General features: G+C 57.5%; 15 protein-coding genes. All 15 read left to right on the forward strand.

Annotation, left to right across the window (positions count from 1 at the left end; translation table 11 throughout):
- Positions 1-359 (forward strand): hypothetical protein (locus QZY44_RS08655; protein ID WP_295445097.1); only part of this gene is annotated, 359 nt, incomplete at its 5' end.
- Positions 356-934: a hypothetical protein gene (locus tag QZY44_RS08660; RefSeq protein ID WP_295445099.1), complete on the forward strand. Its 579-nt coding sequence runs from the start codon at positions 356-358 to the stop codon at positions 932-934. The genes QZY44_RS08655 and QZY44_RS08660, both read left to right, overlap by 4 nt.
- Before the next feature lie 26 nt (positions 935-960).
- On the forward strand, positions 961-1,485 hold the full coding sequence (locus QZY44_RS08665) for a hypothetical protein (RefSeq protein ID WP_295445102.1): 525 nt from the start codon (positions 961-963) through the stop codon (positions 1,483-1,485).
- 13 nt (positions 1,486-1,498) lie between these two features.
- Complete coding sequence (locus tag QZY44_RS08670) at positions 1,499-1,831, forward strand: BppU family phage baseplate upper protein (protein ID WP_295445105.1); 333 nt, start codon at positions 1,499-1,501, stop codon at positions 1,829-1,831.
- Positions 1,832-2,413: 582 nt separating this feature from the next.
- Positions 2,414-3,883: a hypothetical protein gene (locus QZY44_RS08675; protein ID WP_295445109.1), complete on the forward strand. Its 1,470-nt coding sequence runs from the start codon at positions 2,414-2,416 to the stop codon at positions 3,881-3,883.
- 13 nt (positions 3,884-3,896) lie between these two features.
- Entirely contained in the window at positions 3,897-4,079 is a 183-nt protein-coding gene (locus QZY44_RS08680; RefSeq protein WP_295445112.1) for a hypothetical protein, read from the forward strand.
- A 409-nt stretch (positions 4,080-4,488) separates the two neighbouring features.
- On the forward strand, positions 4,489-4,653 hold the full coding sequence (locus QZY44_RS08685; protein ID WP_295445115.1) for a hypothetical protein: 165 nt from the start codon (positions 4,489-4,491) through the stop codon (positions 4,651-4,653).
- Positions 4,654-5,319: 666 nt separating this feature from the next.
- Positions 5,320-5,889 carry a hypothetical protein gene (locus QZY44_RS08690; RefSeq protein ID WP_295445117.1) on the forward strand — a complete coding sequence of 190 codons (570 nt, stop codon included), beginning with the start codon at positions 5,320-5,322 and terminating at the stop codon, positions 5,887-5,889.
- 2 nt (positions 5,890-5,891) lie between these two features.
- Positions 5,892-6,197 carry a hypothetical protein gene (locus tag QZY44_RS08695; RefSeq protein WP_295445120.1) on the forward strand — a complete coding sequence of 102 codons (306 nt, stop codon included), beginning with the start codon at positions 5,892-5,894 and terminating at the stop codon, positions 6,195-6,197.
- A gap of 2 nt (positions 6,198-6,199) precedes the next feature.
- Positions 6,200-6,565 (forward strand): hypothetical protein, encoded by a 366-nt coding sequence (locus tag QZY44_RS08700; protein WP_295445123.1) that lies wholly within the window; start codon positions 6,200-6,202, stop codon positions 6,563-6,565.
- Between the two features lie 7 nt (positions 6,566-6,572).
- Positions 6,573-6,785: a hypothetical protein gene (locus QZY44_RS08705; protein ID WP_295445125.1), complete on the forward strand. Its 213-nt coding sequence runs from the start codon at positions 6,573-6,575 to the stop codon at positions 6,783-6,785.
- The gene (locus tag QZY44_RS08710) at positions 6,782-7,294 is read left to right on the forward strand and encodes a hypothetical protein (RefSeq protein WP_295445128.1); all 513 of its coding nucleotides are present in this window, start codon (positions 6,782-6,784) and stop codon (positions 7,292-7,294) included. Before QZY44_RS08705 ends, QZY44_RS08710 begins: the two co-directional genes overlap by 4 nt.
- Before the next feature lie 21 nt (positions 7,295-7,315).
- Positions 7,316-8,089: a hypothetical protein gene (locus QZY44_RS08715; RefSeq protein WP_295445131.1), complete on the forward strand. Its 774-nt coding sequence runs from the start codon at positions 7,316-7,318 to the stop codon at positions 8,087-8,089.
- Positions 8,082-8,423 (forward strand): hypothetical protein, encoded by a 342-nt coding sequence (locus QZY44_RS08720; protein WP_295445134.1) that lies wholly within the window; start codon positions 8,082-8,084, stop codon positions 8,421-8,423. The genes QZY44_RS08715 and QZY44_RS08720 overlap by 8 nt, the downstream gene beginning before the upstream one ends.
- 101 nt (positions 8,424-8,524) lie before the next feature.
- Positions 8,525-11,848: hypothetical protein (locus QZY44_RS08725; protein WP_295445136.1), on the forward strand; the 3,324-nt coding region annotated here is incomplete at its 3' end.

An 11,848-nucleotide genomic window follows, 5' to 3' on the forward strand; every position in this document is an offset into this window, starting at 1 on the left:
CCATGGCCAACTGGGAGGCCAATCTGGACGCACTCAACCTGGCGATCGTCGACACGGGCGCCTTTGGTGAGCCAGTGCGCCTGCCCAATGGGTCCCTGGTGCCAGGGGTCTTCGGCAAGACCCCGGTGCCGCAAAGCCCCTGGCCCGAGGCCGGGGCCGCGGTGCGCCTCTCCGGACAGATCAACCGGTACCTGGACCTGCTGGCCGCCGACGCCGCTCGTGTCAACAAGCGCGACCTGCTCGTCATCCGCGGCGCCGGCTATGTCGTCGTGGACCTGGACCAGCCCTGTGACGGGCTGGTACGGGCGCATCTGATGCCAGAAAAGGTGCGGGCGGCACCGTGGTCGCGCTGGCAATGAGCAATGAAGCCCAGGTTTTTCAACTCAAGACGACCGGCATCAAAGAGTCGCAGGACTATTTCGCGACACTTTCCCCAGCGGTGGTCCGCGCCTATATCCGGGCTTATCGAACTGTCGGCACATGGTTGCAGCGTAAATTCTTGCGCGAAATATCGCAGGCTACCGAATTACCGCAAAAGGTCTGGAAGGATCGCGTTTTTGTCTCCCCCCTTGGCACGAACGGGCGAGATGGCATCGCGGTCTGGGTAGGGTCTAATCCAGTAAAGCTTTCGCACCTAGGCAATGTGACCTGGAATCGCCGTATGAGGGGCGCAATGGTCGGTCGTAAACTGTTTCCCGGAACTTGGGCATGGATCGAACCGGGAGAGACGGACTCGGCGGTCATGGAGAGAACCGGGAGATTCGGACGGCGGGGCAAGCAGAACCTGGAGCGCATCGTTGTGGTAAAAATGGAAGTCCACACGGCCGCTGTAGCCGTAGCGCGATATATCTTGCCCGAAGCTGAAGCATACTTTGCAGCCATTCTGCGCCAAGAGATCGAATACGCGATGACGGTTGAGGCAACAAATAAATGACCGCGCCAGTCACTACGACTATTGATATGCTCTACGACGCGATTCTCACCACGCTGCGCGCGAACTATGCCGAGCTGTTTGTGACCTATGCGCCATACGATCCGATGACGCTGTTGGATGCCACAGTGCAACTGGCGGTGCCAGCCTTATACCTGGAAATCGAAGATCAAGTCACTGACGATGAGACCGCGCGTCGGGCGCTACGCCAGCGCACAGCGATCCGCTTGAGTATCAGTCTCTGGGTGATCTTGAGCATTGAGACCGTCGACATCCAGGTCGCCCTCGATGTGCTCGCATCCTCGCTGCTGGTTCTTCTTCGCCAGCCGGACCCTGACCCCCGGCTGGGAGGGCATCCAGGAGCACGCTGGGGGCTGGGCGCCGCGGTGCATCCAGCAACGCGCGTCACGGTGCTGACGACCAACTGGCAGCCTGGGCTGAACGGTTATGGCGCGCGCCAGATTCGCTGGGAGCAGGATATCTACCTGCCGACCGATCCGCTGGAATGTCTGGGTGATGACGGCCCCCGGCGTCCCCTGGGCGGCGAAAGCTAAGGAAAAAACCGACATGAAGGGCATCAGCACGAAACGCGGAGATACCTGGACAGTAGTATTCACCGTCCGCGATTCTGCCGGTGTTGTTATCGAGCTGACTGACGCCACTGCCCGGCTGCAACTGAAAGCTCCCCGAGCGACTCAGGCCGTTCTGTCTGTTAGCGACGCAGACGCGCTTACCATTGACGAACACGCTGGGACTATTACACTTGCAGTCCCATACGAAACGATGGCGGATATAGCGCCAGGGACCTACCAGGCAGACCTAGAGATCACTTTCCAGGACAAGACCCGGACATCGACGGATACGTTTATTGTCAATATTGTTGAGGATATCACCCTGTGACTAGCCTCGCTGTTACTGCGGTGACGTCATCCCCATCTATTGTGGATATCGTCTCGAACAGTCTTGCCGTTACCGCGATTACGTCATCTCCATATATTGTGGATATCGTATCGGAAACACCGGCACCCATCATTGTTTCATTAGGGAACCCTGCCGAACTCGTCGTGACCACTGCACAGCAGGGGCCACCAGGACCTGCGGGAGCTGACGGAAATACTGTTGCTCGACTATACGCATTGATGGGCGCTTGATTATGCCTGAAGCGGCGAAGATCTTAGGACAGGCGAGTCCAGATACGGGCGTCCTGGTTACCCTTTATGAGGTACCACTTTCATCGTCCTGCGTCGTGAGTTCTCTGGTCGTATGCAATAGAGGGGGGGTGGATGGAAGTTTTCGGGCGGCGGTAGCCGTCGGTGGGGCAGCGGATTCGCCAGAGCAGTATGTATACTTTGACCAGCCTGTTGATGGTAATTCGTCGTTTGTAGCTACTATTGGCATAACGCTGGGTTCGTTGGATATTCTTAGAGCACAGGCCGGCTCCTCGAATATGTCTTTTAACCTGTTTGGAATTGAGGTGTCATAATGTCTCAAGGTTCTTCTTCTTCGTCCATCGACCTCAAGCGGGTCAGTGGCAACGCCATTGCAACGGGCGCTGGTGCCTCTTCTACAGGTACTCTGCGGGTTCAACTCAGCGATGAGTCGCTGGCGGCCCTGGAGAACATCAGCATCACCGTTCCAGGTACGGTCGATCTCGGCACTGTATCTCTGGCGGCCCTTGAGACGATCACGGTCGAGCAGACCGACGCGACCAAGTTCAAGACTACCAGCAAAATCACTGACGGAACCAATAGTGCAACGGTAAAAGCCGCCAGCACTGCCGCGGTCGCCGGTGATACCGCTCTCGTCGTTGCGATCAGTCCCAACAACTCGGTTGCCGTTTCCGGGACCGTGGCGGCTACTCAATCTGGTACATGGAGTGTTACCGCGGTTGACGGCGGCGGCTCGCTCACCGTTGATGGTACGTTCTGGCAAGCCACGCAGCCAGTATCTGTCGCCGCATCGGTAGCGGTTACGGATAATTCGGGCAGCCTCACGGTTGACGCACCGGCCACTACTCCTGTGTTTGTCCGGCTGTCTACTGGCAGCGCGGCGATAGATACGATCCCGGTCTCACTGGCGTCGCTGCCTTCAGGTGCAGTAACCAATGCAGGCACCTTTGCGGTACAGGTCGATGGGTCGGCGTTGACATCGCTGCAACTGCTCGACGACACTGTTATTGCCGACAATGCAACATTTGGCACGACGAAGATGTTCGCTGTTGGCGGCACCGACGGGACCAACTCGCAGGTCATCTCGGTGACTTCGGGCGGTCTGGTCAATATCGCTGACGGTGGAGGCGCCATTACCGTTGACGGCACCGTAGCAGTGTCGGGCTCGGTGGCGGTTACCGGGACCTTCTGGCAAGCGACCCAGCCGGTTTCTGGTACTTTCTGGCAAGCTACCCAGCCTGTATCTATTGCATCCACGGTAGCGATCACTGATAACTCTGGATCGATTACGGTTGACGGAACCTTCTGGCAGGCGACACAGCCGGTCTCCATAGCGGCTTCGGTTGGCGTGACGGATGCGAGCGGCAGCCTCACGGTTGACGCGCCGGTTGGAACTCCCGTTTTCGTGCGACTGTCCAATGGCTCAACGACGATCGATACCATTCCGGTCACGGCATCTCATGCGGCGAAAACTAATAACAGCGTATCAGCGTATGCGGCAAGCATGATCGCGAAGGCAAGCGCCGGGACCCTGTACATGATCAACGGGTACAACGCCAAGACATCCGATCAATGGATACAGTTGCATGATACGGCGTCGCTACCCGCAGATGGCTCGGCCCCGAAGCTCACTCTCCTGGCTCCCGCGGAGTCGAATTTCTTCTTCGACTTCGGGGTGTACGGCAGGGCCTTCGCTACTGGCATCACCATCAGCAATTCAACCACCGGGGCCACCAAGACCATCGGTGCCGCGGATTGCTGGTTTGATGCTCAATTCACTTGATCCAGAGGCAAAGATGAACGATCTAACGGAAGTTGAACTGAAGCTGTCGGTACAGAAGGTGAACACGATCTTAAGCGCACTCGGCCAGCTTCCGTATGTGCAGGTTGCAGCCCTGGTGGCGGATGTCAAGGCGCAAGCCGAGTCGTACATTCAGACACAGGCTTCTGTGTCTGGTCCAGTCATTGTGCCTAACTGATAGCTTCGGGTAGCGTCCATGAGCAGCGGCGGATCGTTTCAGTCCAAGGATAAAGATCTGACGTATATTGCCAGGGCTTTGCAGTCCACCCAGACCGGGGTGCTGAAAAAGACCGGTACCGATACTTGGGCTCTAGACGCCAATCTGTACAGTATCGGTACTGTCGGCACCCCGGGTGACGGGACTTTCCTCGTCGGCAATGGCTCCTCCTGGGTCGGTGAATCCGGGGCTACTGCGCTGACTAGCTTGGGGGCCACGACGACGGGGTCTAATTTGCTGACCTTGGCGGATCCAAGCGCCGTTACCTTTCCGAGAATAAATGCGGACAACTCTGTATCAGCGTTGAGTGCAGCGGCGTTTTGTACCGCCATCGGGGCTAATGCTTCGGTTGCGCCCTTGATCGTCACCCATGTCTCTGGTACTGGCACGGATGATGTTGCAGCTTGGATTGCAGCAGGGTATCAGTTTGTCTTTGTGGCCTTATTTGGTGGCGGAGGTGGAGGCGGTAGAGGGTCAGCAGGTCTTTCCCCGCTTGTTGTATCTCCAGGCGCTGGAGGCGGAGGAGGTAACGTAATTATCGCGGGTCCATTTCTTTTATCTAATTTATCATCCTCTGTAAGTTGGATAGTAGGAGCATCTGTAGCAGGTACCCCAAGGGGTGACGGTAGTTTCAATCCTGGTGCGACCGTTGGTATCGCAGGAAATGCTACGTCATGGGGCGATTTCATTACCGATATTCCTACAGCGGGAACGAATACCAGCGGGACTCCGACCGCGAGTCCTACGGGAGTAAATGTCGGTCTTTCATCAGCTTCAAGTAGTGGAGGGGCTGCGTCAACCGCTTCGTTGTCTACTGAGTTTCTAGCTCCTACGGGAGGTGGTGGAGGGGGTATTGGCGTTGGCTGGAGTTCTGGTGCTACATCTAAGCGTTTCGGGGTTATGTCTACACTTGCAGGAGGTGCAGGTGGTTATCCAGGTAGTAACGGAGGGAGTCGTGTAAATTCTACAACGGGTCTGAATAATTCTGGTTATCCTGATTGGCCTCCAATAGGAGGGCAAGGCGGTTCTGGAGGAGGAGGAGTAGGCCAAACACTAGACGGCGGGACTGGAGGGAATGGAGGATATCCTGGAGGAGGGGGAGGAGGGGGAGGGAAGACCGGAGGTGAGTTTAAGTACTCAGGAGCTGGCGGCGTTGGGGCTCGGGGTTTAATATCACTATTACTGTTGTGAGGCATAATAAATGGCTAAAACACATATAGCTCAAATTATTTTTGATACCTCGGATAATTTACACGGAGTCTGGGTATCCTCTTGTGTCTGTGAAGAAATGACTTGGCAACCCCAATATGGTCTTTTCTGTGATGCAAATGATAATCCGATGTCGACATTGGCGCTGCATGAAGAGGGAGGGGGGCTAGGTCAATGTTGGTATGAAGATCATTGGGGACCAGCTATTCAGGACTCTTCTGTAGTAGGTGGGTGGAGACGCGGTTCAGAAGAAGAGGTATCTCTGGAAGAATTTAAAATTTCACTCACCAAATCCGTTATTGACGCCTGGCAGGGCCGCTACGTCCTGGCCGGTATGCTACCTGTGACTGAAGGACCACTGGCATCATTCCCTGCCCCCAACGTTCTGGCACAGATGGACCTATTCGTGGCAGCTAATCTCACAGTGCAGGAACAGGTGCGGTACCACGGCGCAAAGACGTGGCGTCCCACTGACCCCATGGTAGCCACTCTGGGCGCCCTGCTGGGCCTTAATGATGCGGCCATTTACGCTTGGTTTGAGTCAGCGAGGGCGGTGCCGTAACCATGACTAATACCGATAATTTTATGATGCTTTTCGCCGTGCAGTTCTTCGCCCTTGCGTCACTGCTTTTTTTCTTTGCCAGGAGAATTAGTACTATGTCCGAAGCCCTTACCGCCCTTATTGCACAAGTCGCAGCCATTGAGAATGTCGCGGACAGCGCCATCGTGCTGCTGAACGGCATTCACGCCCAACTGATGGATGCGCTTGCGGCCAATGACCCGATAGCACTTACCGCTCTCGCCGATCGTCTGTTAGCCCAGACTAACGAGCTGGCCGAAGCTGTCGCGGCCAACACCGCCGCCGAGTAGCTATGACAACTGCGCCCGATTTGGAGAAGCGGATCGATGCCGTTGAAATTACAACAGCCTTGACCCGTGAGGCAATAGGGAGGATCGGCCACGAAGCCCGCGGCCTGATCGGGCGCATTGAATCGTTGGAGCAGGGATGTTCACGGCGCGGGGTAGACTTCGCTGTACTCCAGAGTGAGCACGGGCACTCACGAGAGCTACTGCACGAGATACGCGAGCAAGGTAGAGCCAATGCGGCCTCGATCGCGACCATTGCTACCCACATCGAAGGGCTCAAAAGCAGTTGGGTGCGGCAAATGTTGGCGGTAGCGGCTGCTGGGATAACCTCCGTGCTCGGGGCCATTTGGATCTATATCACTCACAAATGAGGGCATCATGAAACTGGAATCGTCACCAAAGGCCGCTGCGGTCCTTGAGTGGACAATCGCCCGCCTGGGCGAGCAATCGACCTGGAAGGGTCTAATTGGCTTTCTGACCGCGTGCGGAATTAGCATTGCACCCGAAATTCAGACCACAATCCTCTCGCTGGGCCTGGCTGCCATCGCGATGATCAATGTGCTGCGCAAAGAGGCAGCCCCGGAAAAATGAGCGACCTCAGCCTGACCAACCACATGATCAACTTCCGCGCCAGCATACTGATCCCCGGCCTGGACAAACTCGCAGCCATCGATGGCCCCCCCCGCACCACCCCGGCCGAAACCATCATGCTCACCATTGCCGCCCAGGAATCCGGTTTCGCCTCACGCTACCAAAAGCTCACTGGCGATACCCCGGGCCCCGCCCGTGGCTGGTGGCAGTTCGAGCAAAAGGGCGGAGTCCAGGGCGTCATGCACCACTCAGCCACCCAAATGGCAGCCGCCGCCATCTGCATAACCTACGCCGTCGCGTTCCAGTCCGGCGCAATCTGGCGTGCACTTGAAGGCCACGACGGACTTGCCACTGCCTTCGCCCGCTTGCTCCTGTTCACAGATCCGCAACCACTGCCCACCACCCCCGACGCAGCCTGGAACTATTACCTGCGTAATTGGCGCCCAGGCAAACCGCACCGCGCAACCTGGGCCGCCAACTGGGACGCCGCCATCGCCGCCACCACGTAACCCAACCCCGAGGACCACCCCATGACTGCCCAAGCCTACGCCTTCGCCGGCACCCTCTACATCGATCGCCTAACTGATGCAGGGGTATCCACCGGATTTCTCCGGGTCTCGAACGCCACCAAACTGGCGATTAGTGAGACCACAGACATCAAAACCCTCACCAGTCGGATGCGTGAAACTTACGGTCAGATCATCGCGACCGTCTCAGTGAAAAAGCCCGCAACGCTAAAACTGACCTTGGACCAAATAGACAAAGACAAGCTGGCCCTGGCCCTGCTGGGTAGCGTCACCAACCTGGCCCAAACCGCCGGCACGGTCAGCTCCGGGACGCCAACCACCCTGACCCTGATTCCCGGGCGTAGCGTGCGTATGCCGCACGCCAATATCACGGCCAATAGCGCCGGATCGCTGATCGTAGTGGCGACCACAGACACGGTACCAGTCACCGTGCCGATAACCGATCTATCATTCAATCTGCGCTTGGGCCTGGTCGAATATGTCGGGGACTCGCTTATCGCCGCGACTCCGGTAACCATGAGCTACAAATATGGTGACGTGGCGGGGTTTACCATCAGCGGATCGACATGTCCCTCGATCAAGGTCGGACTGCTGCTCGACGGCATCAATCTAGTGGATGGTACGAACTGTGAAGTATGGATCGATGAGGCCACTCTCACCCCCAGCTCGGAAGTCGATTTCTTGTCCGATAGTTTCATGAGTTTAGAGATGACCGGGCAGATGCGCACGATCAGCGGCAAAACATGCCCCTACACGGTGCAACTAAAAAATGCGTAAAAACACCATCGCCGACCTGGGAGAGAACCGCCACGCCGTTGTACTCGAAATGAGGATGTGCGACATTCGCCGCGCAGTAGAGCGATTACATTCTCTGGCCGAAGTGCCGATTGCTGATCTGCTGCGCTGCCACCTGCCCGAACTGCTGGCTCTGGCCGCTGACAGTCTGAAATTGCCGCCCGAAACGACGGTTGATGACCTCAGCGTGTCGGAAATCATGTCCATCAAAGACGCTTGGTGGGGGATGCACCGGGATTTTTTAACGCCCGTCATCGAGTTCGTGCAGGCTCGCCTGGCGGTGACCCGTGCCTCGCCATCGATCGAGCCTGCCTAGTCTGTATCGAGTTGGGGCACCAGAACGTCTGGGACTATGGATTGTCCCTGTTTCTCACCCTGATCGATATGATAGAAGCCCGTGGTAAAGAGAACTGACCGATGGCAAACCAAGACCTCAACATCAAGATCATCCTGGAGGCCATCGACCAATCATCCGGCCCGATCAAGGACGTACTGGTGTCCCTGGCGAATCTGAAAACCGGCGCGGCAGCAGACTTCGTGATGACCGGCAATGCCGCAAAGGCAATGGGTACGGAGATCGCCAGCAGTGGCGCCGCCGCCGTCAGTACGACGCAAAAGATCAGGGATTATGCAGATACGACCAAGTCGGTGGCATCCGCAACCAAGGAAGTCATTTCGACGGTCCGGGAAGGCACGAACGCCTTCCACGATATCGCATCCGGGTTCAAGGACACGACAGGTGCTATTGCGAATATTGCCACGGTCTTCGCGGCTGTGGTGGTGGGGTTAAATGCGCTAGATGACATCCTCACCAAGACGGGCGGATGCTTTAAGCAGGCCGCTGGCGAGGCCATTGACTTTATCACGGCTATTGATAATATCGCAGAAAGAGGTTTAGAGTCAGCCTTTAGTAAGCTCGGCGAGGGGCTCGCCGCCCTCGGCAGTGGCCTATGGAATACCGCCGCCAGTGGCGTGGCAACGCTGAGTCAATCACTCGCGGAAAATAATAAGGCGGCCACAGAGCAGGCGGCCAGCCTCGCCAAAACACGCGAAGGGTTGGCCGCCCAGATTGATGAGATCACCAAACTGCGGGAAGTCATGGAAAATTCCACGGTCGGCTCGCAAGAATACACCGCCGCCGCCTGGCGCCTGGCGCAGATCATCCCCGGGCTTAACCTGTCGCTTGATCAACATGGGGTCCAGATTGCGCGACTCGGTAAAGGCTACGAAGCGAACACGGTTGCAATCGACGTATACACCGAAGCGCTAAAGCAACAAGATCAAGCGTCGGTAATATCGCAACTGGCGGCGGCGAGTAGCGCATGGTCGAAGAATGAAACCGCAATAAAGGCACAGGTTAATGCGGCGATATCGCTCTATGGCGCCAACGATCGAACCCGCACAGGGTTTCAGTCTCTATTGCTGGCGGCTGATACCTGGCTGGGCGGCATCGATAAGCTTAACGCAAGAGGCGCTGCGCTGGGAAAGACGCAGGATGAAACAACCGCCGAAATGCACAAGACCGCAGAGGCGGCACTTGCCAGCGGGCTATCTATCGACCAAATAACAGAAGCAATGGGCAGGCTCGGCCGGACAAAAGAAGAGATCGCACAGGTCAGCGAGTATCTCAGGAAACTGGCGGTGGCTGCCGCCGACGCGAAGGCCGCGGCGACTGTTGCAGCAGTGGCTGAGGCCGGGAAGACGGCGGCGCAAAGTCTGCAAGGCGTCATAGATGCGGTGGCTGCCGTGGACAAGCAGATCGCAGATCATCAGAAGAATCTGTCCGCGGCTCAAAAGGCCGAGGATGCGGGCTGGAAGGCTATCGGAACAACGGTCAAAGCAACCTATGACGAGGCGCTGGTTGGCATCGATCGCGACACGAAGGCCCGGCTTAATGCGGTCGCGATCAGCGGTGCCAGCGAGCGCAACCGCGCGCAGCAGAGCGGGCAGATCGAGCGCGACGCGAGCGCCCAGAAGCTCGCTGCACTGCAACAGTACCAGCAGCAAGCGCTATCCCTGTTGGATCAGGAGGGCGCCCGCAGGATGACAGCGGCGCGGCGTGCTGGAGAGGATGTCGTAGCGGTCGAGATAGAGATACTCACCGCCAAGCGCAACACCCTCACTCAGATCGAGAGCGATTACCGCAAGCACATCGATGCGCTCACCGCAGAGGGCCAACGGCACCTCGCCGAAGTGACTCGCATAGAGGACCAGATCAAAGCGCTGCATCTGTCTGGCGCTGAGAAAATCCGTGCGCTGCAACAGAGCGCGATGAAAGATGAGGAAGCGGCAACGGATCGTCGGCGGCAGTTCGCGGAATTGGAGTCAGAACAAAAACGGATGTTGGCTGATGGCGATTATAAGATCGCCGAAGACACTGCGAAGAAGATGCAGGATATTGCATCAAAACTCGCAAGCGATGGTGTGGCGCGGGCCAAGAAGGGGGAGACCGACGCCAAGACCGCATCCGAGCGCATTGTAGAGATCGACAAAGAAATAGCAGCAAAACGCGACCAGGTATCGAAACAAACACAGGAGGAAGCAGGGCGGGCCGCTGCCGAAGAAGCACGGCAACATACCCTGATTGCGACGCAAACCGATCAGCAGATTGTAGACTCGGCCCGGAAATCGGCAGAAGAACGCGCGAAAACCGAACAGCAGACCGCGGAGGCTATCCGCAAGCTCACTGATGATCGGCTCAAGGAACAGGAAAAGCTTGCTAAGGCCGAAAAGGATAAGACCGAAGGACAGGCAGCGACGAAGGACGGCATCGACCTTGTATCTAAGGCACTCAATGATCAAGAATCCGCATTAAAAGCGACGGCTGACGCACAACAAAAACTAGGCGACTCGGCAAACACATCTGCGGCAACCATGATCGCGGCACTCGCGCCGGTACAGACGCAGATCGAAGCGATTACTGAGACACTCGGCAAGGACCTGAAGATCAAGCTTACGGCCGACGAATCAACCGTCAATGAACTGGTACGGACGACGGAGCTTCTATTAGAAGGCAAAAAGTTTCTGATTAAAATCCAGCCGGATATTGAGAAGCTTTCCGCGGATATGGATAACGCCATGGCGACGATGCGGGATCACCCTGTTGAACTGGCACTGAGTGTCAACGAGGCCAAGGACAAGCTCAAGGAGGTCGCCAATATGGCCAAGAGCCTGACGAAGTGGGGCGCCGATGTCCCCCAGTTGGGCCTGTCCGTTACGAAAGCGCTCGCCGACATCCAGTCGGTAGGGACCGCCATGGGACAGGCCAAGGCGACGATTGCTGAGAATCCGCCAGAGGTGAAAATCACCGACAACGCGGCCGAGGTGATGCGGGCGATAGACGCGCTTGATGGGCACGACACCAGCAGCACCCACACGATTCACGAACGCACGGTGCAGGATAACGCCAGCGGCGGGCTGATCCATGGCTTTGCGTCAGGCGGTCCCGTCTTCCCGGCCGCGTCCTGGTCTACCGTGCCGGGCACCGGCAACGCGGACACTGTACCCGCAGCATTGCCGGTCGGGTCCTACGTCCTGCGCAAGCCGGCCGCCAGCTACTACGGCGCGCTGCTCAACCGTCTCGCCCTGGGCGGGCTGGTTCCGGCCATGCTCACGCCGGGCGAACGGCTTTTCGGACCGGCGACGGTAGGCCGTCTGGGCGCCGGGCTCTTCGACGCGCTCAACGCGATCAGAATACCGCGCGGGAACCTGGCCGCCATGATCGACGGCACCGCGGCCCCG

The sequence above is a fragment of the uncultured Thiodictyon sp. genome, assembly GCA_903837595.1.
GTDB lineage: Bacteria > Pseudomonadota > Gammaproteobacteria > Chromatiales > Chromatiaceae > Thiodictyon.

What these genes read in the sequence shown, in the direction of transcription:
- QZY44_RS08660 (WP_295445099.1), top strand. Translation starts at nt 356, where the DNA reads ATGAGCAATGAAGCCCAGGTTTTTCAACTCAAGACGACCGGCATCAAA.
- QZY44_RS08665 (WP_295445102.1), top strand. Translation starts at nt 961, where the DNA reads ATGCTCTACGACGCGATTCTCACCACGCTGCGCGCGAACTATGCCGAG.
- QZY44_RS08670 (WP_295445105.1), top strand. Translation starts at nt 1,499, where the DNA reads ATGAAGGGCATCAGCACGAAACGCGGAGATACCTGGACAGTAGTATTC.
- QZY44_RS08675 (WP_295445109.1), top strand. Translation starts at nt 2,414, where the DNA reads ATGTCTCAAGGTTCTTCTTCTTCGTCCATCGACCTCAAGCGGGTCAGT.
- QZY44_RS08680 (WP_295445112.1), top strand. Translation starts at nt 3,897, where the DNA reads ATGAACGATCTAACGGAAGTTGAACTGAAGCTGTCGGTACAGAAGGTG.
- QZY44_RS08685 (WP_295445115.1), top strand. Translation starts at nt 4,489, where the DNA reads ATGTCTCTGGTACTGGCACGGATGATGTTGCAGCTTGGATTGCAGCAG.
- QZY44_RS08690 (WP_295445117.1), top strand. Translation starts at nt 5,320, where the DNA reads ATGGCTAAAACACATATAGCTCAAATTATTTTTGATACCTCGGATAAT.
- QZY44_RS08695 (WP_295445120.1), top strand. Translation starts at nt 5,892, where the DNA reads ATGACTAATACCGATAATTTTATGATGCTTTTCGCCGTGCAGTTCTTC.
- QZY44_RS08700 (WP_295445123.1), top strand. Translation starts at nt 6,200, where the DNA reads ATGACAACTGCGCCCGATTTGGAGAAGCGGATCGATGCCGTTGAAATT.
- QZY44_RS08705 (WP_295445125.1), top strand. Translation starts at nt 6,573, where the DNA reads ATGAAACTGGAATCGTCACCAAAGGCCGCTGCGGTCCTTGAGTGGACA.
- QZY44_RS08710 (WP_295445128.1), top strand. Translation starts at nt 6,782, where the DNA reads ATGAGCGACCTCAGCCTGACCAACCACATGATCAACTTCCGCGCCAGC.
- QZY44_RS08715 (WP_295445131.1), top strand. Translation starts at nt 7,316, where the DNA reads ATGACTGCCCAAGCCTACGCCTTCGCCGGCACCCTCTACATCGATCGC.
- QZY44_RS08720 (WP_295445134.1), top strand. Translation starts at nt 8,082, where the DNA reads ATGCGTAAAAACACCATCGCCGACCTGGGAGAGAACCGCCACGCCGTT.